Here is a 22,065-nt window from a genome sequence, read left to right on the forward strand (position 1 = left end):
GATATTGTGCAGTGATGCATCGGTAATCTACAAAGGTTTTGCAATGGATCGAAAACTGGAACACCATGCCCTGAAGGGAATTATAAAACAACGGGTAAAGCAAGGCGTTTACCATATACAACATGTGAATTCCACGCACAATAGACTAAAGAAATGGATAGACGGCACTTTTTGGGGCGTTTCGACCAAATATCTTCAGCAGTATCTGAATTGGTTTAGGGTAAAGGAGCACCTCAAGGGTAGTAAGGACATGCTCCAGGCCTTTGTTCCCAAGACCGTTGAAGACATTGGAACCTATGCCAGATACAGAAATATAGACACTAGGTATGAAAAACTAATATCAACGCAAACTTAAACTAGAGCCCTAAAAAGATATAAATTATTGATTACTAGCAGCTTATTTTATATATTTAATTCATAAATTTTTCACTATGAAACCTGTAAAACACCTCCTTTCGGCAGCTATTTTCCTAACGCTATTTTTTTCTAACTCTCTTTACGCTCAAATTAGCTCCAATGTATATCATTTTAAAGAAAAAAAGAATGATGAAACTCTAACACATGAATTGAAGATAGATAACAACTATTTTGTTCATAGCACCTATAAAGAATCGCCACCCACCTATATAAGAACCTATGGCGGATTTTATACCACTGACAATAACCAAATAAAAGTAGCACTGGAATTTGATTCGGACTACGAAAATCAGCATCTCAAAACTATCGCTATCCCTTTCCGAGTAGAAAATGGTAAGCTTATTTTGGAAAACAGTTCCTCAATGACTTTTATACCGGCAAACAAAAATCCACAGTCATTAGATGGGAAATGGTTGTTTTCAGGAAGGGTGACCGATAAAGGTGAAAGCAGAGTAGATACTTCTAGACCTAGGAAAACTATGAAGTTTTTGATGGATGGACATTTCCAATGGATAGCTTTCAATACAGAAACCATGGAGTTTTTTGGCACTGGCGGCGGCACCTACTTAGCCAAGGATGGTAAATACACGGAGAATATAGGTTATTTCTCTAGGGACAATTCTAGAGTTGGTGCTACCCTTACTTTTGATTTTGAATTAAAGGGGGAAGACTGGCATCATAGTGGAAAAAGCAGTAAGGGAGACCCTTTGCATGAAATTTGGATAAGAAGGGAGTAATAATATTATAAAAAAAATGCCCGTCCATGTTTTTAAGCATGGGCGGGCAATTATTAAAATAGTTATCCCCTACTCTAATTAGGCCACTTTCTTTCCAACGATAGCAGTTTTAGCAACCTCATTAATCAAGGCTTTCCATTTCTCAGCTCTCTTAAGCTCATAATCCTCTCCATAGATTTGCTCTACAGTATAAAAATTAAGAACAAGAAGCTCATCAAGATGGGCAAAATAGGTGATTTCTACATCCAACCTTTGCAAAACATTTTCTTTTCTGGAATTGGTTTTTACCATTTTGGTTTCCATTTGGATGCTTGCTTTTTCTACTTGCCCCAAAGCCACCTCATTTATAACTACCTCCCCATTCTTCATACTGGCAAAAACTAAGATCCTCTTACTTTTGTCTATCCCAATAAATCTATTGCCCCAACTTTCCTTCGTATCAAAGCTTAGATGGGCGTCTTTTGCAAATTCTTTTATTTTATTAGAGATTGTTTTAGCCTCCCCTTTACCAGAGGAATTTAAAATTAGGAAAGGTATAACTACTGCTAGCACTAGAAGTGCAGATAATATAATCATTGAATTGTTCATTGTTCTATTCATTTAGCTTGGACACCTTTATATCCTAGAGTTCTATTTTACAGAACGTAGATACCATACTCAGAGCTACATTTAGTTTAGCCCGATGGTAATGATAAATAGGTGGATGTTAAAAGAGTCCAGATTTATAATTGTTTTGTACTATAGTACCTTCCGCATAGTAGAAGCGGTTAGGCGCATCAATAGGAATTCTATTGAAATTATTCAATTATAAAGCTAGCATTTAGAAAAATGTATGGAAGGGGTAAATAAGTGTCAGGCTATCTAAGCCTACTGTGATATCTGCTTTCTTGTAAAAGGGCAGTTGCGGTTTACTACAAACTAAAGAAAGATAGTTTTTAGCGTGCCGGGTAAGAAAGTTAACATTGGAAGGAAAAGATATTTCCGAACTACTCTCATACAACAAACTATTTGTGGAAGTAGGAAGATCCCCATACTGACGGTGATCATCTTTTTGCACCCCAAAATCGGACACAACAGTATCCTGGGGAATATCTGCTGGGGTGGCCATTACGGCCCTGCCCAGTCCCAAAAAGAAAACTAAAAATAATAACTTTAAATACGCAGTTACTTTCACACTATAAAGATAATACTATATTGTATTAACAACATGTTAAAAATCAGGTGACTACTCCATTTTTGACTCCTCCGCACCAATATCTGACTTCCCGCCTGTTTTTAGAATCAATTTTATATGGTGAATCTCCACTCCCTTATCAATTGGCTTTAGCATATCGTACATATTTAAGGCTACAATACTAGCCCCGTGCATCGCTTCTACTTCTACCCCAGTTTTGTAAATGGTTTTCACGGTCACCAACACCTGAATCTGAAGGCCATTAATAGAATAGGCAATATCGGTATATTCTATGGGTAAGGGGTGACAGTCCGGCAACAGGTCTGCTGTCTTTTTAACCCCCAACAATCCTGCAGCTTTGCTCATAGCAAACACATCGCCTTTAGGGACGGTGTTATTCTTTATAGCGGCTATAGTATCCTCTGAACTTACCTGTACCACAGCCTGGGCTATTGCGGTACGCAAGGTGTCTTTTTTATGGGTTATATCTACCATACTTATTTATTTACTTTCCATTGATAGGAGTCGTCCTTAAACACCTCTTTCCCAAAAACGGGAACCTTAATTTTTATTTCTTCCACAATATGGTGCAATGCTTCAAAGACTTCTTTTCTATGTGCAGACGATACAAATACAAACAAGCATATTTCTCCAGCTTTCACAGTTCCTAAGCTGTGATAAATATGCATACAGCTTAGATCAAATTTATCAAAAGTAGCTTCCCTTATTTCATGAAATATATTATTTGCCATTTCCTCATAAGCGGTGTACTCTATTGCAGCTACCTCTTTATCATCAATAATATCTGCCCTCACCTGCCCCAAGAAGATATCATGGGCACCAATTGTAGTTTTAGATTGATGTTTGGCAATAGAATTCGCAATAAATTCAGGACTTATAGCGCCTTGAACAAATACATTTTTCTTCTTTTTCTCCATGCAAATAAAATTAAGGTGTGTTACGTTCTACTTATACCTAACCTAAGGGTTATTAACTTTTGGACAAGTTATAAATTTATCGAAGATTTACGCTCTATATCCTTAAAAAGGGTGAAAGGCAGAATGTTTTTCACTTATTCCTTCTCCTAACGGATAGCTAGGACCATTGATTCTCCTTAAAAAGAAAAAGACCGATTATCCTAAAAAGCATAATACGCTTTTCGATAATCGACCTTCTTATTTGTAATACTGTCTAGAAGCTAAATAGCAGTATTAGTTTTTAAATACGGTAACTCCATCTTTTGTAAGCTCTAGGTTATCCCCTTTTCCTCTTAACTCGTACTGGTCATTTTTATACCAGATACCGGATGCTGCTTTTTCACCTTTCAACTCAATTTGCTCACCACCATTTAGGTACACCTTAACCGTGTTTGCAGTGTTGTTGAAAGTCATATCGAGCGTTTCCCCTTTATCATTTTTCAGCGATGTGTTTACAATATCGTCGCTATGGGTAAAAACTACCTCCCCGTCTTTTAATAGCTCTATATCATTTCCTTTCCCTCTTAGTTCGTAATTGTCATTTTTATACCAAATTCCAGACGCTGCTTTTTCTGCTTCTAATTCTATAGTTTCTCCATTAAAATCTAGCGTTGCAGTTCCCTTAGAATTATTAAAAGTCATTTGCAACATTTTCCCATCATTGTCCGTAGCTGTAGTGGTAACAATATCTTCAATGTTTTTCTCAATTGTTTCTGTAGTTTCCGTTTCCACATCTCCCTTCTTTGGCGCTTCTTTACAAGAACCTAAAAACAATGCTGATAATAGTGCAAGGGTTAAAATACCTTTTGTCATTTTACTTTTTTAATTTATATGTTGTTAAAATCCTATATTTCCCTCCATTCGGGAAATCCTTCTAACATTATCCAAAAACCTTGCCAAACCATTTAATTACTAATCCATATTTCCATGTGATCCGAACTAATTTTTCATGGCGAGTATTGGGTTTAAGAGTTATGATGGAACAAGAGCTAAAGCAGGACTAACACAGCCAATTATTAATCTCCTAAAAATAAGCTTATCTTCGCGAAATGTGGATGTATTTAGGGCTTTTAGCCGCACTTTTTCTAGGGTTACACAATTTATGTAAAAAACATGCTGTACAGGGAAATGAGGTATTTCCGGTGCTCTTGGGAACTATTGGCTCGGGTTTCATTTTTATTTTGCCTGTGTTTTTCAGTTCTGTTTTTCTCCCCGAGTATAGCAAGTCAAGCGGATTCTATATTCCCTCTATTCCTTGGGAGGTCCATGGCTTTATATTTATAAAATCGGCTATTATGGCGGCGTCTTGGATTTTAGCTTATCAGGCGTTAAAACATTTACCCATAACAATTGTTACCCCTATACGGTCTGCTGGTCCCTTTTTTACTTTTATAGGTGCCATTTTTATTTATAATGAACGGCCTAACCTACTGCAGTGGCTTGGGTTTTTTGTTATTATTTTTTCTATGATTTTGTATTCTAGAGTAGGAAAGAAAGAGGGTATAAATTTTAAAAAGAACAAATGGATATTTGCTATTATAGGCGCTACTTTTTTAGGCGCATCTAGCGGTTTGTATGATAAGTTCCTTGTTCAGTATGTGGAATTAAATCCGCAAACCTTAATTTTTTGGTTCAGTTTTTATGTGATTCTAATCTTGCTTGTCATTTTATCGATCAGCTGGTTCCCTAATGCTGAAAAGCGAAAGGCCTTTAAATGGCGATGGAGTATCCCTGCAGTGGGTATTTTTCTATTTTCTGCCGATTATTTTTATTTTAAAGCCCTGCAAGATCCGGATGCCTTAATAATGCTGCTTTCTGCCATTAAACGGAGTCAGCTTTTAATTGCGGTAGTCATAGGCGGACTTATTTTTAAGGAACAGAATAAGCGAAAGAAATTGGTGCCTTTAGCTGGCGTTCTGTTGGGGGTGTTTTTGATTTTGTATTCCTAGAATGATAGCACAAACGATGCTTCTGGCATTACACAAGAGTTAATTAGAAAGCTCCACATTTATTGCGATATTTTTATTGCTACCTGTAAATGCCTTTAGTTCATCTGGCGCAATCCATTTTCCGCTGTAACCGAGCCAAGTATTCTTTTGACTATCCTCTTTCTCCATACCTATTGCGGGTTGCAAAATACTAACCGCCACTTTATTACTGTTCTTATTCTCTTTAAGATTAAGACGATCAACCACTACATAGAATCCATCTTTAGGGAACATCAATTTTTCTTCTGTAAAGTCAACAATAACTTCATTTACTCCTTTTTCAGTCTCTAATATGTAATAATCACTCAAAATTTGGTTTGAAGGTTTCCCATCTTTATCAGCTTTTATTAAATGTACTTTAAACTTAACTTTATTCTTAAGCGTACTACTAACTACTATTGATAGTTTTTTAATAAAGGGGGTATTGTCATATTCTTCCTGGTACGCGTAAAATCGAGCTAAAGAATAATGACCATTATAGTAATATTCAGTAATTTTTTTGAATTTCTTATACGAAGTGATCGCCTTAAAATGCTCATTTAGCATAGGTATAATCAAGACCTCATCTAACGCTATTGAACTTGGTATTAATTGGACTACATTTTCATTTTCTGCAATAAATTGCATCTCTTGATATCCTAAATATGAGATTAATAAAGTGTCACCAACATTGGCATGTTCAAAATAAAAATTTCCATTTGCGTCTGTTGTTGTGCCTCGTAAGGTATTTTTAATCCATATATTGGCAAAATCAATTGGAAGTTTACTTTTACTATCAGAAATATTTCCTGAGATTTGACCGTAACTATGGACTGAAATGAAAATAAATAATAAGTAGCTGATTTTTTTCATATTCGTATTAATATATTTAAGTAGAACAGACAAAACAGAAGTTTCCCAACGAAACCCTACTTAAAATTTATCTTGATGTTTTATTAATAAATTTAACACATAAATATCTCCAACCCGCAAATTACTCTATTCCTTTCTATATAATGCGGAAAGAATTTTATTTGCACTATCCGACGATATGGATCGATTAGGTTTTTTCACAAATATTTGTTGGGTAAGGGTAACGTTTTCATAATTACTATCTTCCAAAGAAGCGCTAAACTTTAATGTTTTTGGAACATTAGAAATCCTTTCCTTACCTACTACTGAAATAAGTGGTTCATGCGAAGAAACAAAGACTTTTGTTGCAGGTATATCCCAATAATCACTTGCCTTGAACTTAGAAATTCCCTTATTTAAAACTTCGTCATTATTCCACTCAAGCCGAGGAAAGTTTATTCCGAATCTGGTAAAATAGCCATCAGAATTTATTAAACAATAGGCAGCAAACAAACCTCCTAATGATTCTCCTGAAATACCTCTATCAGAATTTGTTTTATGGTGTTTATCTACAAATGGAATTATTTCTGACTTTAAACTTTCCAAAAATTTGTCCGCTCCTCCAGCTTTTAAGGTCCCTTTAGGAAATTTATAAAAACTTTCCATTCTTCTCATATCTACGGTGTCAACAGATGGCGTGAAATCGTGATATCTTTTAACAAACGAATCGTATGAAGTATTATTCTCGAAACCAATTCCTACAATAATAACGTCTTCCACTTCCCCCTCAGAACCCAATTTTTTCTATGCTTCTTTAAAGTCGAATAACCCCAAAGAATTGATAACATATAATACGGGGTAAGATACTGTATCGTTTAATGAATAACTTTCTGGAAATGATAATTCCAGAAGATAATCGTGACCCGTTATTTTAGAAGAAATAGTGTGGGTGTTTGCTGTTACGCCTTTACTCACTTGTAACGCCTGACAATACGAGGACTGACTGAAAGTTAATACTACTAGTACAGTTAAAATATAATTTAAATATTTTAGAGTATTCATTTAGATGCACCTTAAAAGTTAGTATACATTATATTTTCGTGGGTTATCCACATTATAGTCAAGTTATCCCTAGACTAAACTCCACTTAAGAATTATTAGTTGCAGCTTTCTTCTTAATAATACTATCTAAGGAAAACTTGTCCCATTCTCGCGGCAGTAAAAGCAGAGCTACTAACAGGATGGTTCTAAACAATACATGTGATAAATTCCAAATAGGCTCCGCTAATCCATGACCAAAAGTTACAATAACCAAAACGGAGGCAAGCGCATACAGGGCATAGTTTGTTTTAAGTCCTAACACCAGCAGCAACCCAGCAATTAATTCCACATAGGAAGTATAATAGGCGGTTATCCAAATAATAGACTCGGGCAACATCCCTTCAAAAGTCCCCTGAAAGAAGTCGGCCTGATAAACCTTTTCCATTCCCCAAGTAACGACTTTCCCAAAGCCTTGCATTAAGAAAATGAATCCTAATATTAATCTAACGGTAAGAACAGCAACTGTTTTATTTAAGTCGATCATAGTTATAAAATAATTCTCCTGAGGGATGATTGTCTAGCCTCCCATTTCGGGTAAAAGTAAAGGATTTAATTAAGGTCTCGACCCCTGCCTACACATTTACCAAAGGTTCCAAACACATACAGCTGCCTTCTAAATACACCAAAACCCGACCTTTACTATAGTCTTGGTAAGTATCAGCCTACCTTAAAATGGCTTATTTGGGCCGATTTATATTGATTTAACCAGAGTTATGGCTAATCTATATATATTGAATTTTGCGGTTATCACTCCTAAAGTCAGGACTCCACTCAACTTATTTTACCCTTAGGACGATTTCCATGCGGAATAACAATCGCTATATTTCTTATTCTCTTCAACAGTTATGGGCAACTCATCTGTTCCGGCATAAAACACAATAATTTCGGCAGGAGAATCCCCGTTATTTTCCCCAAAATGGCAAGAGTTTACCAGCTCTACCAAGGCATCGCCAGCTTTTAGAACCAGAGTCTCATTATCCTCATCAACCACCGTTAATTCCCCCTTTGTTAGCACACCGGCATTGATTACCGGGTGCCTATGAATATTTAACCTAGACTGTGGCGGAATGGTTATTTTTAAAATGGTAATCTTTGGTTTTCCCTCCGGATATTTAGGTAAATCTTTACCATTCCAACTTTTGGTTGATTCTATTAATGTGACTGATTCAATTTCATCCATATCCCTTTCCGTTTGAATTAATATTATTCAATATACGCTTAAAAATTGGTATACTTAGACGGATCTTCTAAAACAAACTTCTCGCTATTCCCAATAAATATATCCAAATAAGCAGTATGCGTTGCCCCTGCTAAAATAAATACTCTGTCATTTTTGGATAGCTTCAAATCATTTAGATTGGAGTACATCCGCAGGTTTCTTTCATAAAACCGTGCAATAACCGCCGCTCCTTCGTAGTTTCCTTCGGTATGCTGAGTAGCTAAAAAGTTATAAAAATCGAAGGTTCTCATTTTATATTCGGTAGTATTAATCTCTCTGAATTGCTCCTTTAACTTAAGGGTATTCACTTCCTTATAAGACGCCATCATATCCACCACAAATAAACTATCTGCCTCCTTTCTATTTGCCAATGACACTAAGCTTGGATAATCAAAACCAATCTGACTATCTATACCATAAATCCTTTCAGCTCCACTTAATCTTGCCACCTCTAAGCCTATTAGATTAACTTCTTCAGAATAATTAAGCCTTTCGTTTTGATCGATTTTATATTTGGAAAAAGTTTCTTGAATATAGTCGTTGTTCTTCGGTTCTAATTCCAGCAGAATAACTGTAGGTTTAAATTCCGCTATTTTACGAACCATTTTATCTAAGTCGGCTTTCTCCTTTGAATCTTCTAGATTTATCATAGAAGAATAAGCGTCTGATGTAAAGCTTAAATGGGCAGAACCGAAATTAAGCACTCTAATTTTATCACCCTTATGTTCTTCCACTTTAAAGGAGGAATCTATTGGTATTATCTTTTCAGTTGATTTTTGATGACAGGCAAAAGACAGACTAATAATTATTCCAAGAACTATCTTCTTCATTGGAGAAATTTGTTTTTCGTATTAACGACAAAGCATTTTGTTGAGCAAGGAAAGAAGCTATTTGCTTGATGATACCTATGCTCTATTCTTTTTGGTGGTTAAGTAGATTAGCGGACCAACAAGTGGGACAAATATAGAAATAATAGTATACACCAACTTCTCCGTAGGGGCTACTGCCGATTGAATAATTCTTCTAAGCGCTATCCATAAAAATAAAATATGCAAGAGAATTAAAAAAGGTATGAGAAAAGGAATTAGAAAAAATATATGCCCAAAACTATTAGCTCCATGAGCATAGCTCACCTCAATATTTTGATTTTCCGACTGTATTTTATTTAGTAGAACATCAAAACTATTTGACCCTTCATCTTTAACGCTATACGTTTTGTTATCACTTGTAGCTACTAGGAATAACTCATTATTTTCTATTGAAACACTATTTATTTCAGCCTTTGGAAGCACGTTCTCCAAAAATTCCGATTGTGATATATCCACGTAATCCTTGTTGCAAGAGAATAATAGTAAAGAGATTAAAATTGATAAAATTAAATACGAGGTTATTTGCATATCACTTGTTTTATGGTTGGTTAAAGAGGATATAGACAGGAGTCTTATACCCAAATTATAAATCTAAGTAAAATTATATTTTTAAGAAAGCCCTATCAAACTAAACTTAGGGCTTTTAAATATGGAACAACAATCTCATCTAAACCTCATCCATTAAGAAGGAGTCATAATTTTCAATAGCCTCAATAATCAATTCCACCGCACTTACATAAAATGCTGTATTAATATTATCGTAGGTATCGGTAGGCCGGTGATAATCTTTATGATCTTCTACCCCAAAATAAATGAATGGAATCTGTTTTTTATGAAATATACGATGATCAGAAGAGAACGTCCAATCTGCCTTTGCCACATCATTAGGATCATCATGACCGTATAGCAACTCTATTTGGGCGGACTTAATATTATCTAAAGGCTGTCTTAAATGTGGGTTATGGTATAGGCCAGCGGCATAAAGTTGAAACGCATCATTACGTCCTATCATATCCATATTAATATTGAGCGCAATATTTTCTATGGCTATGGGGAAATTATTTAGTAAATAATCGGCTCCTAAAGACCCTATCTCTTCGGCATCCACTGCCGCGAAAATAAGGGTATGGTTTGGAAATTTGTTTTTAAAATGATCTGCTATGGCCAGTAATGCTGCTGTTCCAGAGGCGTCGTCATCGGCACCATTAAAGATTTCACCATTCTTTATCCCTAAGTGGTCTAAATGGGCGGTTATTACAATAGCCTTATCGCTTTTCCCTTTAATCATGGTAACCACATTCCCGCCTGTTACCGTGGTATCTGGCACATTACTATAGTCTTCAGCCGGATTGGCAATAGGATATATGCACTGTCTAAATTTCCCTTTAAACGTATGGGGGAATTGCTGTATACTCCCCGATGCAAATGCGGGTGCTATTCCAAGCGCCTTAAACTGATCTGCAACATATTGTTGCGTTTTATAATTCCCTTCGGTTCCAAAAAACCTCCCTTGCATAGAGTCATGAGAAATCACCTTTAGATTATAGAGCAACTTTTCTTTATCTATACTTACAGTTTCGGGTGTTATTTGGGTTTTACAGGCTAGTACAAGCGCAATACAGGAAAATAAAAAAAAGTATTTTTTCATCGTGGAGATTCTCTTTGGCAATGGTTAACTCACTTTATATAATTGGCTAATGTAGCAAATCCTATTGAAACCTACCTCCTATAAAATATAGCGTTACCGCAAGGCGGGGTTAAGAAGTAGGAAGCCATTGTTCCTCCATTTAAACATGGGTATAATAAAAGAAACGATCAGGGCCGAGAACAGAAGGTACTGAGTACCTTTGGTTGGAGGAGCCAGCTGGAGCGATGACCAACTAGCTAATTATCCCCTTACAGGAAAATAGTCTTACGAACTTAACACGGCCGCAGTGTCCAGGTCGCCTACCTCCGATAGGTAAACCTTCCTAACGGCAGGTAAACTTTCCAACGACTAAGGTGTACATGCGTTGCCGGACACCTGCCTACCGGCAGGCAGGCCTTCCATCACCCAATGTGAAAACTTCTTGATTTGCTACAGGGCCGAAAAGTGAAGGTACGGTGTACCTTTGACTTTGAGGAGCCAGCTGCAGCGATGACCAAGAATTCTAATTCAATAATTTATTTCAGTATAAGGCCGGAATACCATTAAGAATGATTTTACATAAAAGTGAAGGAGTAATATTTCAAGTTAAGATGTTACAGGTTGGTACCAAACAAATCTAACTACTTAATACTTTGTACTAGTAAAAAAACTGACGACTGTTCACTTTTACTGATTACTGAGTTCATCTCACTGCTTAATACTAGAAAAACTAGCTGCTGAAAACTGAACCGTATTGTTAATTGTTTATTGTTTACTGTTAATTGATTAAAGGTTTGTAACGAACCAATCTAACTACTCACTACTTAATACTATGTACTTTGTACTAGAAAAAAACTATATGCACTTCTCATTGCAGCATAGCGCTATTCCTATTATCGTGTATGACTTAATTAACCAAAATTTGGTCTAGCACCCATTGCGTACTATCACTATTTTCATTAATCCATATCACCAGAGCAAATCCAAGAAAGGCCAATCCTAAAGAGAAAGGATAGTTAATGGAATAATTAGCTCCAACAGTTAGGGAGGACTGAGATGGTTTATTGGGGTTATAATACACTTTCACCTGGGTACCTTCCTTTAATTTTTCCAAGAGTTTATTTCGGTCCACTCCGTTGCTTCCCGAGGTACCCATGTATGGAAAAAGATTATCCCCTACTAGGGTTTGCTCCTCTCCTGGCACCTGGTAATTATATTCTAGATCTACAGTTTCTTTTATCTTCTGATTTCCATCTGAATCTTTAGATATTTTTTCCACAAGTTGAGCCTTGCTAATGGTTCCAACGGTATGATGCCATCTTTTAGCCCTATGATCTAGCACTTTTACAACTATTCCAAATAAACTGAGGGCCAATCCGATTAGTAAAGTAATTATCATCCTACAACAGTTATTTTATCTAATACGTAATTATCTGGATATCTCTTATATACAAAAATCCAATACCCAAATAAGAGGGGAAATATTAACATAACAATTCCTTCACCCATCTTTCTTAGGTCAACATCATATTTAACAAGGGCAGATTGTGCAGGATTATTGGGATTGTAGTACACTATTACCTTATTTTTATCTTCCAGTTTTACGTACAAATCGTTGTGAAAGCTGCTATCATAGTCCTTATTGCTATTGAGTCCTATAGAAGCGTTGGTATAGGTTTCCCCATTATGACTATAAGCATATTTAACGATGCATCTCTTGATTGGAAAGACCATGGCCATCTCTTCGGGCAGATCTGGATCAGGACGCTTATTCAGGACCACTTCCACGATATCTCCCTCAACTTGCTCCCATTGATAACGATCGTTATAAGTAAGGGTATTATAGGTTTTATACAAATTATACCCACCCTTCCCAACGAGGAATAACATAGTGCCAACGAATACGGTAACAAATAGGTAGACTATTAAAGACGTTATTAGGTTCATGATAATTGGTATAACCTGTTTATTAGCAACGGGAAAAGCGGTGAAAAGTTGTGCTATTAGCACTACAAGATAAAAATCTATTCCTCACCTAATGGAAAAACTAGATGTTTTTCCATAGAAAAGCATTGGTGAAAAAGTAGAAGGAGCGGGTTAAGTTTAAATGTTGAAACTATACGTAGGTTAAGGCACGAGAGGGACTCCTGTCTGCCGACAAAGGCAGGCAGGCTCGTGCCAGCGGGAAATAAAAATTTTTAGTACAAATTATATTAGTTATAGAATAACAATGTTAAAAAAACTCCGATGGTTTTAGACTACGCTCTTGCATAGCTTTACCTTCTATAATTTGCGTTTCTAAGGTTATTTCAAAATTTGAGGAATAAGTATATTGTTCGTCAGAGGTCACTTGGAACGTAAGTATATCACCATCTTTGTCCGAAATCACAAATTGCTCATCGTTATCAAAACCACCAGTAACTATACCTTTTGTTTTACGGTTGGGATTCCAGTCCCGTCCGTAATAATATTTTGTATAACATAGTGAATTTGGAATTTTTGTCATTTCATACTCGGATTTAGCCTGGACATATTCATTCCTAATCATTTTATCTCCAGTTTTCTCGATTAACATTACTATTACATCCGTTGAACCATTATTGATAATCTTTAAACTGTGCCTCGTTTCTGCGTAAACACTTTGACCATAAAGTACGTCGTATGGTGATGCACCGTTTTCTAATTTATTACCTAAATATTCTGATACTGGTTTTTCAACAACAATAGTCTCTACTTTGTCTATTATGTCTTTATCATAATCAACATCTTTTTCTATTGGATTCCGCTTTAAATAAGAGCTATATGCAAAAATTCCGGTTACGGCGATTAGTCCGAGCCAAAATATGGTTTTGGTTTGTTGTTTCATTTAGGCATTGTTTTGTTTTGAGTGTTCTCCAATGTTAGTTAAGTAACGTCTCGGCTAAAAAGCGTTACTGTCCCGCAGGGCAGCTATGATTTTTAGCTTTTGTTGGGCTCCGTATTCTTTTTAAATTCCTTTACCTTTTCGTTGTTTGCTATAAATTCATCAAATGATTTAGTAGCTCTCATCTCTTCTAATATCGGGAAGTCAAACAGATACTTTACGGGAAGTTCTTCTGAATTAATAGCTCTTGGTAATAATTGGAAAAAGGTTTCTTCATTTTCTCTTAATGCCTCTAATGCTAATTGGATTACTATAGACTTATCTGAATAGTCTTGTTTGTCAAGCTCAGATTTAACTTTATCAAGTCCTTTTTCTCTTTTCTCACAAAGCCAACAATTTAACTGCGCATAGGTTTTGGGTATAACAGGTTGTTTAGCGTCTCTTGATAGAAAAGTATTGGGCAATTTTGCTACTATCCATTTTCCTTGTTTAAGGTAACCATAGTTTAACTCCATTAAGAAATCCGCTCGCTGTTCGTCATTGGGTAATTCATTTTTCCAGAGCTCACAAGCAATAAGACTAAAAAGCACATGAATCTTATCAATAGCATTGTCAAGATATTCTTCTTCAACAGTAAGTTTATCACCTATTGACTTATCACTCTCAGGAACTTTTGATAAATAAATTGAATTAACAACACCTCCATTATGCACAAATAAATTACGTCTTTGATAGATTTCAACAAGTTCATTATTAAAATCTGACATGTAACCAAGTCCCAAACCAAGCTCGGTTTTTAGAGTATCAATCCAATCCGAAAAGCTTGAACGGAGAAGTCCTTCAATTTTGGAGTCTATTAAATACTTTTCAGCATCCTCTATTGTTCCAAAGGACTTTAACTCTTCAAGAGTCAAGGTCTTTTTCTTAATTCCTGCTACATGTGGATTTTTGTCATAAAAGAAATGGAGAAGCTGTGAATAGAACCATTCTGCTGAACTTAAAAGGCTAATCAGGGAATTTACATATAAGAGATTTTTTTGTTCGCTAGATTTCATACGAAATTCAAATGCAGCGTCAATTTTTGAAGTATCACCTTTTACTCTGAATGCAAATTTTTTATTCGTTTTAGATTCTGATTTTTGGTCTTGTTCGTCTCCATCTGAATCTTCGTCTTTAGTCACAACTTCAATTTCCCCTTCAAATATTTCTTTTAACTTTTCTTGAAGTTGATTTTTCTTCTTTTCGTCTTCCTCTTGTTGGATTTGTTCAGCAATTGCTAGTGGTTCAAAAGCTTTGTCATGTTTTTGAAACTCTGTTTTGTGATATTCGGTTAACATTGGTTGAATTAGGTCTACAAAGTCCCGTAATCCTTCAATACTACTTTTAAACCTTTCCAATAATTCTATGTACATACTATTTCTTTTTTATGTGTGCCAACGTACAGATATAGCAACAAGCAACTATCCATCCATTTTAACATTACTAATCTAGCGAAAAACTAAAAATAAAACACTGTCTACCAGTTTATTGGATTCATTCTAGATAATGAGGCGTAATTTTTAGAGAAATAAAATAACGCATTAAACAATTTAATCCCCTTCTGTTTCGGGGGTGGTTTCTACCAGTTCAACTACTTATAGCCCCAGTTTTTTATTCTTAAAGCGTATGGCTTTTATTAAATAATACGCCGTGGGAATAAATATAAGGCCTAAAATTAAGGGTAAAAACCAGGTACCAAGTCCGTCTGCATTCCCTTTTACGTTTTCAATGATTTTAAAAACAATGAGTCCAAAAACGATTACGATAATCAATTTTAAGAATCGTATCATTCGGGTTGCATTGGAATAATGTGGAAGTGCGTTTTCTTTCGTTATGGTACTCGGATAATTAAAAACGTGTGGATACTTATTCAGTACTGTCATCCCAATAAATAATATGGTAGACACTATTGGCAAAGAAAGAATATTCTCTTTGTTTCCAAATCCGTCTGCTTTACCAGCACCGTTAAAATGGATCGGTATTGTTTCTGGCAAGGAAGAATAATTGACCAAGGTTAGAACCCAAATTCCAATTAAGGCTAGCCATCCGACTAACTCAATCGCTTTGTCAGTAGTCGTTAATATCGGTTTTATTTTTGGTCGGGTATTCATCTATTTTTAAACAGTTCAAGTGCTTTTAAATATTTCTTTCCGCCAGACTTTGTTTGATCATGTAGAAATCCATTTAATTCAGGGTGATTTTCGTCAATCCAGCTAACAAGTATCACTCTGTTTTTAAGAAATCTCATAACGTCAAAGACTTCATATTCCACTCTTTCAATGCTGTTTATCTTATTATTTTTAAAACGAATAACTTCGTTCCAGATCATTGGTTCTTCGTGAAGAAAAAAGATTCTTTTATCTATTTTGGATATTCTTGCTTTGACGATTTCACCTTCCTGCTCAATTTCAAGAATTTTGTAGGTAGGTCCGAATACGGAATCCCATTCCAACCATTTTATATATCCTTTTTGAGAAAAACGCTCTACGTAATCGTCTTCATTTTCTCTTATTACAATACTATCACCCAATAAAGTAATCATTCCAGCGCTATCAGAAGTATCAAGAAACTTATAGTATTTTTTAGCTATTTCCAGTTTATCAACTTCCTTTTCAGCTGTTTTACAGGATATAAATCCAAAGATCAAAAACAATGATAGCACTATAATTCTACTCATACCTATTTCATTTTGGGTAATGCACTACAACCAACAGCTTTGGCAATAAATTACTAAACATTCATATAAGAATTAATAATCTAGGGATAATTTTAAATTTAAAGTATTGGTCGCCTGATATTATGAAGCTAGATTAGAAGTAAAGAAGTAATACAAGGCCATAGAATTGGGCAGCATAAGAACTGAAAATTGTAGTGGCAGGTGTTGCAGATTGGTAAACTTGAAGAATCTACATTTTGTAATTTAGTCGAATAAAAATACCCAATATCAATATACCTGATAAAATTAAAATCAATCTAATTGCAACAAGTTCTATGATGAGCGGAATGATAAACTTTTCTACAATAGACTGCACTTAGAAGACTTTACCCCGATAAATGAAATTCTATGGACGGGAATTTGTATCTTTATTTTGTAAAAACAATAGATAAATGGGAACCTTAGATTTAAAACAGAGCGTACAGAATTATATTGACAAGGCAGACCACAGGCTTCTTAAAATGATAAAGGCATTGGTAGAAAGCTACCATGAAGATGATACCGCTGTAGCATATACCGTTGATGGAAAACCGTTGACAAGAGCACAGTACAATAAGGAACTTTTGAATGCGGAAGATGAAATTAAAAAGGGCGAACTTACATCAGCAGAAGATTTAGAAAAAGAATCCCAAAACTGGTAATGTCAAAACTCAAAGCCGTTTGGACCCATAAGGCTAAGGCCCAATTGAAGCAGATACATGATTACCTGAAATACCAAAGGAAGACGCCTCAAGGCGCAGCGAATGTAATGGCTGACCTAATTTAAGCAAGTAAGGAAGTTACCTACCCAGAACAGTACCAAAAAGACGATATAAATCCCAATTACAGGAGAATCGTAGTCAGACACTACAAACTAATCTACAAAGAAGATAAGGGGAAGATTATTATTTTACGTGTCTTTGACACATTAAAGAACCCAGAACAACTACTGCAAGGAAACGAATAACTCCAATTCAAAATAGTTCTCGAAACACCTAACAACCAACGACCTCGAAAAAGGATTTTCAACTAATCGAGAAACAAAAAAATCCGATTATTTTAGATTAAACAATCGGATTTTTACTTTAAACTAAGTCCTAATAAGAATAACAAATTGATTAAAAGCGAGTTATTTAACTAATCTCCAAACTAAAATGGAGACATCAATGGAAGAATAATCCCCTTTAAAAATCAATGAATCCATTGCTAAATTAAGTTTTAATTACAGCTTATTAGGATCAATTACAACATGCTTGATAGATTCTCTCATATAGGTATAAGTTATATGTACAAGACCATCCGAAGATTGTATTATAGCAGGATAAGAGTAACCAGATTTAACGGGTTTTGATTCTAGTGTCAAAACTGGTTCCCAATTTTTCCCATCATTTGAAATTGCCAAATTCAACATATTTCTATTTTTAGGCTCTACACCTTCCTTAGTAGTATGATTGTAAACTAGTAATTGTCTTCCATCTTTTAAGGTTACAGCATCTGTCCCAGAGTTTGGATTTGGCAAACTAGTAGCCGTCATTTTGCTCCAAGTTTGACCGTTATCCTCTGACCAACTTTCGGATACCACATTTTGTATTGTCCTACATAAAACCTGTAATCTACCATCCGGATACGTTAATATACTTGGCTGAATAGCGTCGAACTCAACCCCATCGTTGATTGGTCCGACAACTTCCCAAGTTTTCCCATTATCTTTAGATATTTCAAAATGAACCATCCATTTAAGATCTCCATTTTCATCCTTTATCTCGGTACTAGAAGGGTTAATAATTGTACCGTCTTCCAATTGTATCGGTTTATTCTTAATTGGTCCAAGTAGATCCCCTATTTTCTCATCGTACCCCAATTTCACACCTTCTGACCATGTGTTTCCATGATCATTTGATGTCATTACCATGCCCCACCAAGAAGTTGGGTCTGGTCCTACTTTGTAAAATAATAATAATGGTCCTTCTTTAGGTTGAAAAAGTACAGGATTCCAGGTTGGGTAGCGTAAAGTATCATTTACGACACCGTCGGCAACTTCCACCGATGTGGTCCATTTTCCATCAACCAATCTACTTGTTCTTATACCCACATCTGGATGTTTTTCATGTGTCCCCGCAAAGAAAGTTACAAGCAATCCAGAAGGTGTTTCTATAATACTAGAGGAGTGACATTCTTCAGTGGGCTTATTGTCCAGCTCATATATTAATTCTCCACTTAAATATGCACCTTGACCAGGCTGGGCCAATGGCGGTAATTTATAATGACCTGTTACTTCTATAATTTCATTAGTCTCAGAAATCTGAGTTTTATCCTTACTATCTTTATTTTTACATGAAAATATGGACAAGGATAATAACGCGACTATGTAAATATTATGTTTCATACTGTTTTTTTATATAGTTAATAAAAGGCAAAGCAAATTTGCCGAAAAATTTTAAAATCTTATTAATTTATAATTTAACCAATAGGTTATTTATAATCTGCGGGATCAAAAATTGTTGAAGCAATGAATCTAAAGGGCTTTTTATCAGCATCTAAAGCATGGTTCCAATAGTAAACCATAACAATTTTCCCATCTTTTCGTTGCGCAATTCTTGGATATCCAACATCACGACTAGCACCATCGCCACTGCGCAGAGTTATTTCGTCCTTCCATGTTTCGCCATTATCTTCACTGAATCTTACATGAACCCGAGACCCAAAATTACTTCTGTATATATAACCTAGTGCCAACCTACCATCTTTTAACTTAATTAAAGCCGGTGGAGAGCCTGCACTTCCCGTGTAGGGAGCTGGATCCTTGAGCCTCTTCCAATTTTCACCATTATCTACAGACCTATAACTAGAAATTAAATCCATACCGTCCTTGGTACGAGTTCTGATTGTAGTTAACAATTCATTATCTGAGATTCTAACAGATGAAGGCATAATATCAAAACCACCCTGTTCCTCTGTGATATATGAAATAATATCCCAAGACAATCCACCATCATGTGTTCTAAAAAGGGCAACACGTCCCTCCTTTTTATTAGACTTTGCAGTAGTAACAAAAACACTTAACGTCTGTTTGGCGTCAATTAAATAATCTGTACGATTAGCAATTCCAGCTGTTTCGAGATTTGGGAAAGTAAATGCTCCCTCCCAAGATTTGCCCCTATCCTGGGAATAATAAAAATGTGTAGGACCATTATGATTATTGTGCCTTAAAAAAGTTAATATAAAATCCTCATCTGTAAAATCCTCAACGGCTTTAATCAAAGGTTTAGGCTTTTCGGCTCTATCTGGGGATATATTATTATCATAGCCCCATGCCTTCTGACCTGCCTCGAACGCATCGGTAATCTGCCAAGTTATCCCACCATCTAAACTACGAGCATACTTATTAGCAGTAGTTGATTTATCGTACGGATGTAGCCCGGCATTCTTTTCACTGTAAGATGCTTCCACAAATCCAACTAATATCTCATTATCCCAAGTCCAAATTCCATGATTTGCTGGCCATGCACCATATTTACCATCCTCAGAAAAAACGATTTCATGTCTAACCTCTACCCCGTCTGATTGGGAAAAACAATACATTCCTTGAAATATGGCAAATAACATTAGTACAGATTTCAACATCGTGAATGCAAACTGATTATTAAAATTTAGTTTCATGGCTTATTTATTTATTATTTATCAATATCACACCTATCAAAGCATTAACCTCCAGTTATTTAACTGTGTCACACCTTCAATTCTCAGTTAACAAAAATATCCCACAACAACGCTATTATTCTAAATATGAATACGAAAAAAGAACAACGATTTTACTTTACTATTAATCCGCCATACTTTTCTTGCATTCATATTTTGTTGTTAAACATTATAACTATTATTAATAACCTGGATTCTGTTCCAAAACTGCTCCAAAATTAGCGTCAATCGCTTCTTGCGGAATTGGCCATAAATTGTGATAATCTTGGATAGTGTTTCTCCAACTTTCAACAAGCCCATATTTACGAACCCTTTCTACTAGAACACCCATACGTATTAACGTCTTCCTGCGGCGCCCCTCATACATCAACTCCCTTGCTCTTTCATCAAGAATAAAGTCTAAGGACACCTGATCTGCATCAATTTCACCAGCATTGGATCTATTTCTTATAGCATTTAGATCGTCAGCAGCTTTATCCAATTCACCGTTTTTAAAGTAAGCCTCAGCTCTCAGCAGATAAGTTTCTGCTAAACGGTAAACATAAACATCTTCCTCAGTTTGCCCGCTAGTGAACTGACCTTCCCAAGGAGTACCTTCTACTTTTCTAGGATATGGATATAAATTACGTAGAGAATCCTCAGCTACAGTAATGGGCAGAACAGGTTGACCAAAATATTCGGATTCTGGATTGTTATAGAAAAATTCTCTTCTAAAGTTATGCTCTGAGTTACGTATATCCGTAGGACTTTCTTTCCAAATATCATATAACGAATATTGAGTTCCTCTTAAACGACCAACACCCCTATTTAATTCATAGGTTGGAATGTTTCTAACTCCATTTGGATCACTAAATTTATTTAAAAAGGGCCCAAGGTTACGAATACCCCTGTTTCCGCCAGATGATGCTCCACCACCTTCTGTGAAGGACTGAAACTGCCAGGTATAAATAGTTTCTAGATTACCGGAGCTTCTGTTAAAATTACCTGTAGCGAATAAATCGGAATATACATCACCAGGTTGGTCCTTGGAAACTCCAAAACGCTCCGTCATTAATTGATATAATCCAGAATCTATAACATCAGATGCGCTATCAATTGCATTTTGATATTGTCCAAGACCCAAATACACCTCTGTTAACAAGTGATCTGCTGCGGCTTTTACAATTCTTCCTTCCTTAGACTTACTTACGGTCTCTGGAAGCCACTTTGAAGCAAATTCCAAATCTTCCTTTGCAAAATTATATACTTCCTCTCTACTAGCTCTAACATAATCAAATTTTGGGGCGGCTTCAACCGACTCAACTATGGGAACACCACCATACAGATTTGCTAAAAAATTATAGGTATACCCACGAAAGAAACGAGCTTCTGCGATGATAGCATTTTTTTCAGCTTCATTGTCCCAAATATGATCTAACTCTGGTTTATTGGCATACGTTATAATTGTATTTGCCTGAGCTATCATCATTCTATAGGCCCAATTCCAATTGTTTCGCACCTCTGGGGTTACCGGAGTTAAATAGGACACCCAATTCCTATATGTAAAATACTCGCCACCTGCATCCGATCCTACATCCGTTCCTGAAAAATTGGTAGCGAAATAAGTGTTATCATCTTGCCCATATTCTTCTCTGGCACTTCTTATTAACCCTATAATGTAGGATTCAAAGCCCTCTTTAGAGCTAAGCACACCTTCATTATCTAATGATGACAAAGGTTGCTCCCTTAGAAGTTCTTCCTCATCACAAGAAGAAAGACAGAAAAGAAACCCAACTGCTAGTACATATTTAAGCAAACTTAAATTTGGTGTCATTTTGAATGTTTTCATA

At 35.7% G+C, this 22,065-nt stretch carries 26 protein-coding genes; 5 read left to right on the forward strand and 21 right to left on the reverse strand.

Going from position 1 to position 22,065, the window contains the following annotated elements; genetic code table 11:
* The coding region (locus tag H344_RS19755; RefSeq protein WP_157378160.1) for an IS1595 family transposase at positions 1 to 355 on the forward strand (355 nt) is incomplete at its 5' end.
* A gap of 76 nt (positions 356 to 431) precedes the next feature.
* Positions 432 to 1,154, forward strand: a complete 723-nt coding sequence (locus H344_RS0106260) for a hypothetical protein (RefSeq protein WP_026809535.1) — start codon at positions 432 to 434, stop codon at positions 1,152 to 1,154.
* A 78-nt stretch (positions 1,155 to 1,232) separates the two neighbouring features.
* On the opposite strand, the gene H344_RS0106265 is transcribed toward H344_RS0106260, so the two are convergent.
* From H344_RS0106265 to H344_RS0106285, 5 genes are all read right to left on the reverse strand, one after another.
* The gene (locus tag H344_RS0106265) at positions 1,233 to 1,742 is read right to left on the reverse strand and encodes a hypothetical protein (RefSeq protein ID WP_157378162.1); all 510 of its coding nucleotides are present in this window, start codon (positions 1,740 to 1,742) and stop codon (positions 1,233 to 1,235) included.
* A gap of 232 nt (positions 1,743 to 1,974) precedes the next feature.
* On the reverse strand, positions 1,975 to 2,328 hold the full coding sequence (locus tag H344_RS0106270) for a hypothetical protein (protein ID WP_157378164.1): 354 nt from the start codon (positions 2,326 to 2,328) through the stop codon (positions 1,975 to 1,977).
* Positions 2,329 to 2,379: 51 nt separating this feature from the next.
* Entirely contained in the window at positions 2,380 to 2,823 is a 444-nt protein-coding gene (gene moaC, locus H344_RS19760; RefSeq protein WP_034256235.1) for a cyclic pyranopterin monophosphate synthase MoaC, read from the reverse strand.
* Between the two features lie 2 nt (positions 2,824 to 2,825).
* The gene (locus tag H344_RS0106280) at positions 2,826 to 3,266 is read right to left on the reverse strand and encodes a molybdenum cofactor biosynthesis protein MoaE (protein WP_026809538.1); all 441 of its coding nucleotides are present in this window, start codon (positions 3,264 to 3,266) and stop codon (positions 2,826 to 2,828) included.
* 273 nt (positions 3,267 to 3,539) lie between these two features.
* The gene (locus H344_RS0106285) at positions 3,540 to 4,118 is read right to left on the reverse strand and encodes an MliC family protein (RefSeq protein WP_026809539.1); all 579 of its coding nucleotides are present in this window, start codon (positions 4,116 to 4,118) and stop codon (positions 3,540 to 3,542) included.
* Between the two features lie 236 nt (positions 4,119 to 4,354).
* Between H344_RS0106285 and H344_RS0106290 the strand changes: the two genes are divergently transcribed.
* Positions 4,355 to 5,254 (forward strand): DMT family transporter, encoded by a 900-nt coding sequence (locus tag H344_RS0106290; protein WP_026809540.1) that lies wholly within the window; start codon positions 4,355 to 4,357, stop codon positions 5,252 to 5,254.
* 39 nt (positions 5,255 to 5,293) lie between these two features.
* On the opposite strand, the gene H344_RS0106295 is transcribed toward H344_RS0106290, so the two are convergent.
* From H344_RS0106295 to H344_RS0106355, 13 genes are all read right to left on the reverse strand, one after another.
* Positions 5,294 to 6,145: a carboxypeptidase-like regulatory domain-containing protein gene (locus H344_RS0106295; protein ID WP_026809541.1), complete on the reverse strand. Its 852-nt coding sequence runs from the start codon at positions 6,143 to 6,145 to the stop codon at positions 5,294 to 5,296.
* Positions 6,146 to 6,271: 126 nt separating this feature from the next.
* Positions 6,272 to 6,922 carry an alpha/beta hydrolase gene (locus tag H344_RS0106300; RefSeq protein ID WP_026809542.1) on the reverse strand — a complete coding sequence of 217 codons (651 nt, stop codon included), beginning with the start codon at positions 6,920 to 6,922 and terminating at the stop codon, positions 6,272 to 6,274.
* 349 nt (positions 6,923 to 7,271) lie between these two features.
* On the reverse strand, positions 7,272 to 7,709 hold the full coding sequence (locus tag H344_RS20970) for a DoxX family protein (RefSeq protein ID WP_051254136.1): 438 nt from the start codon (positions 7,707 to 7,709) through the stop codon (positions 7,272 to 7,274).
* 303 nt (positions 7,710 to 8,012) lie between these two features.
* Positions 8,013 to 8,405 carry a cupin domain-containing protein gene (locus H344_RS19770; RefSeq protein ID WP_051254138.1) on the reverse strand — a complete coding sequence of 131 codons (393 nt, stop codon included), beginning with the start codon at positions 8,403 to 8,405 and terminating at the stop codon, positions 8,013 to 8,015.
* Between the two features lie 38 nt (positions 8,406 to 8,443).
* The gene (locus tag H344_RS0106315) at positions 8,444 to 9,274 is read right to left on the reverse strand and encodes a DUF5694 domain-containing protein (RefSeq protein WP_051254140.1); all 831 of its coding nucleotides are present in this window, start codon (positions 9,272 to 9,274) and stop codon (positions 8,444 to 8,446) included.
* A gap of 75 nt (positions 9,275 to 9,349) precedes the next feature.
* On the reverse strand, positions 9,350 to 9,841 hold the full coding sequence (locus tag H344_RS0106320) for a PLD nuclease N-terminal domain-containing protein (RefSeq protein WP_026809544.1): 492 nt from the start codon (positions 9,839 to 9,841) through the stop codon (positions 9,350 to 9,352).
* Positions 9,842 to 9,980: 139 nt separating this feature from the next.
* Entirely contained in the window at positions 9,981 to 10,961 is a 981-nt protein-coding gene (locus tag H344_RS19775; protein WP_034256238.1) for a M20/M25/M40 family metallo-hydrolase, read from the reverse strand.
* An 886-nt stretch (positions 10,962 to 11,847) separates the two neighbouring features.
* Positions 11,848 to 12,339: a DUF3592 domain-containing protein gene (locus H344_RS0106330; protein WP_026809545.1), complete on the reverse strand. Its 492-nt coding sequence runs from the start codon at positions 12,337 to 12,339 to the stop codon at positions 11,848 to 11,850.
* The gene (locus H344_RS0106335) at positions 12,336 to 12,887 is read right to left on the reverse strand and encodes a DUF3592 domain-containing protein (protein WP_084148742.1); all 552 of its coding nucleotides are present in this window, start codon (positions 12,885 to 12,887) and stop codon (positions 12,336 to 12,338) included. Before H344_RS0106335 ends, H344_RS0106330 begins: the two co-directional genes overlap by 4 nt.
* A 286-nt stretch (positions 12,888 to 13,173) precedes the next feature.
* Positions 13,174 to 13,806 carry a hypothetical protein gene (locus tag H344_RS0106340; protein ID WP_026809547.1) on the reverse strand — a complete coding sequence of 211 codons (633 nt, stop codon included), beginning with the start codon at positions 13,804 to 13,806 and terminating at the stop codon, positions 13,174 to 13,176.
* Between the two features lie 92 nt (positions 13,807 to 13,898).
* Entirely contained in the window at positions 13,899 to 15,215 is a 1,317-nt protein-coding gene (locus H344_RS0106345; protein WP_026809548.1) for a hypothetical protein, read from the reverse strand.
* A gap of 222 nt (positions 15,216 to 15,437) precedes the next feature.
* Positions 15,438 to 15,953, reverse strand: a complete 516-nt coding sequence (locus H344_RS0106350; RefSeq protein WP_026809549.1) for a DUF1648 domain-containing protein — start codon at positions 15,951 to 15,953, stop codon at positions 15,438 to 15,440.
* Positions 15,950 to 16,519, reverse strand: coding sequence for a hypothetical protein (locus H344_RS0106355; RefSeq protein WP_026809550.1), 570 nt, complete (start codon positions 16,517 to 16,519; stop codon positions 15,950 to 15,952). Before H344_RS0106355 ends, H344_RS0106350 begins: the two co-directional genes overlap by 4 nt.
* A gap of 431 nt (positions 16,520 to 16,950) precedes the next feature.
* Here H344_RS0106355 and H344_RS0106360 point away from each other — a divergent pair, with 431 nt between their 5' ends.
* Positions 16,951 to 17,199 carry a hypothetical protein gene (locus tag H344_RS0106360; protein WP_026809551.1) on the forward strand — a complete coding sequence of 83 codons (249 nt, stop codon included), beginning with the start codon at positions 16,951 to 16,953 and terminating at the stop codon, positions 17,197 to 17,199.
* The gene (locus tag H344_RS22275) at positions 17,199 to 17,324 is read left to right on the forward strand and encodes a hypothetical protein (RefSeq protein ID WP_262482274.1); all 126 of its coding nucleotides are present in this window, start codon (positions 17,199 to 17,201) and stop codon (positions 17,322 to 17,324) included. Before H344_RS0106360 ends, H344_RS22275 begins: the two co-directional genes overlap by 1 nt.
* Positions 17,325 to 17,759: 435 nt before the next feature.
* Here H344_RS22275 and H344_RS0106370 read toward each other — a convergent pair whose 3' ends face one another.
* The 3 genes from H344_RS0106370 to H344_RS0106380 form a co-directional block, all read right to left on the reverse strand.
* Entirely contained in the window at positions 17,760 to 18,923 is a 1,164-nt protein-coding gene (locus H344_RS0106370; protein WP_084148743.1) for a sialidase family protein, read from the reverse strand.
* Positions 18,924 to 19,009: 86 nt separating this feature from the next.
* Entirely contained in the window at positions 19,010 to 20,197 is a 1,188-nt protein-coding gene (locus tag H344_RS0106375) for a sialidase family protein (protein WP_084148744.1), read from the reverse strand.
* A 220-nt stretch (positions 20,198 to 20,417) separates the two neighbouring features.
* Positions 20,418 to 22,064: a RagB/SusD family nutrient uptake outer membrane protein gene (locus H344_RS0106380; protein WP_051254142.1), complete on the reverse strand. Its 1,647-nt coding sequence runs from the start codon at positions 22,062 to 22,064 to the stop codon at positions 20,418 to 20,420.
* Position 22,065 lies beyond the last annotated feature (1 nt).

It is taken from the genome of Arenibacter latericius DSM 15913 (genome assembly GCF_000424985.1).
Taxonomy (GTDB): Bacteria; Bacteroidota; Bacteroidia; order Flavobacteriales; family Flavobacteriaceae; genus Arenibacter; species Arenibacter latericius.

What these genes read in the sequence shown, in the direction of transcription:
- H344_RS0106260 (WP_026809535.1), top strand. Translation starts at nt 432, where the DNA reads ATGAAACCTGTAAAACACCTCCTTTCGGCAGCTATTTTCCTAACGCTA.
- H344_RS0106265 (WP_157378162.1), bottom strand. Translation starts at nt 1,742, where the DNA reads ATGAACAATTCAATGATTATATTATCTGCACTTCTAGTGCTAGCAGTA.
- moaC (WP_034256235.1), bottom strand. Translation starts at nt 2,823, where the DNA reads ATGGTAGATATAACCCATAAAAAAGACACCTTGCGTACCGCAATAGCC.
- H344_RS0106280 (WP_026809538.1), bottom strand. Translation starts at nt 3,266, where the DNA reads ATGGAGAAAAAGAAGAAAAATGTATTTGTTCAAGGCGCTATAAGTCCT.
- H344_RS0106285 (WP_026809539.1), bottom strand. Translation starts at nt 4,118, where the DNA reads ATGACAAAAGGTATTTTAACCCTTGCACTATTATCAGCATTGTTTTTA.
- H344_RS0106290 (WP_026809540.1), top strand. Translation starts at nt 4,355, where the DNA reads ATGTGGATGTATTTAGGGCTTTTAGCCGCACTTTTTCTAGGGTTACAC.
- H344_RS0106295 (WP_026809541.1), bottom strand. Translation starts at nt 6,145, where the DNA reads ATGAAAAAAATCAGCTACTTATTATTTATTTTCATTTCAGTCCATAGT.
- H344_RS20970 (WP_051254136.1), bottom strand. Translation starts at nt 7,709, where the DNA reads ATGATCGACTTAAATAAAACAGTTGCTGTTCTTACCGTTAGATTAATA.
- H344_RS19770 (WP_051254138.1), bottom strand. Translation starts at nt 8,405, where the DNA reads ATGGATGAAATTGAATCAGTCACATTAATAGAATCAACCAAAAGTTGG.
- H344_RS0106315 (WP_051254140.1), bottom strand. Translation starts at nt 9,274, where the DNA reads ATGAAGAAGATAGTTCTTGGAATAATTATTAGTCTGTCTTTTGCCTGT.
- H344_RS0106320 (WP_026809544.1), bottom strand. Translation starts at nt 9,841, where the DNA reads ATGCAAATAACCTCGTATTTAATTTTATCAATTTTAATCTCTTTACTA.
- H344_RS19775 (WP_034256238.1), bottom strand. Translation starts at nt 10,961, where the DNA reads ATGAAAAAATACTTTTTTTTATTTTCCTGTATTGCGCTTGTACTAGCC.
- H344_RS0106330 (WP_026809545.1), bottom strand. Translation starts at nt 12,339, where the DNA reads ATGATAATTACTTTACTAATCGGATTGGCCCTCAGTTTATTTGGAATA.
- H344_RS0106335 (WP_084148742.1), bottom strand. Translation starts at nt 12,887, where the DNA reads ATGAACCTAATAACGTCTTTAATAGTCTACCTATTTGTTACCGTATTC.
- H344_RS0106340 (WP_026809547.1), bottom strand. Translation starts at nt 13,806, where the DNA reads ATGAAACAACAAACCAAAACCATATTTTGGCTCGGACTAATCGCCGTA.
- H344_RS0106345 (WP_026809548.1), bottom strand. Translation starts at nt 15,215, where the DNA reads ATGTACATAGAATTATTGGAAAGGTTTAAAAGTAGTATTGAAGGATTA.
- H344_RS0106350 (WP_026809549.1), bottom strand. Translation starts at nt 15,953, where the DNA reads ATGAATACCCGACCAAAAATAAAACCGATATTAACGACTACTGACAAA.
- H344_RS0106355 (WP_026809550.1), bottom strand. Translation starts at nt 16,519, where the DNA reads ATGAGTAGAATTATAGTGCTATCATTGTTTTTGATCTTTGGATTTATA.
- H344_RS0106360 (WP_026809551.1), top strand. Translation starts at nt 16,951, where the DNA reads ATGGGAACCTTAGATTTAAAACAGAGCGTACAGAATTATATTGACAAG.
- H344_RS22275 (WP_262482274.1), top strand. Translation starts at nt 17,199, where the DNA reads ATGTCAAAACTCAAAGCCGTTTGGACCCATAAGGCTAAGGCCCAATTG.
- H344_RS0106370 (WP_084148743.1), bottom strand. Translation starts at nt 18,923, where the DNA reads ATGAAACATAATATTTACATAGTCGCGTTATTATCCTTGTCCATATTT.
- H344_RS0106375 (WP_084148744.1), bottom strand. Translation starts at nt 20,197, where the DNA reads ATGAAACTAAATTTTAATAATCAGTTTGCATTCACGATGTTGAAATCT.
- H344_RS0106380 (WP_051254142.1), bottom strand. Translation starts at nt 22,064, where the DNA reads ATGAAAACATTCAAAATGACACCAAATTTAAGTTTGCTTAAATATGTA.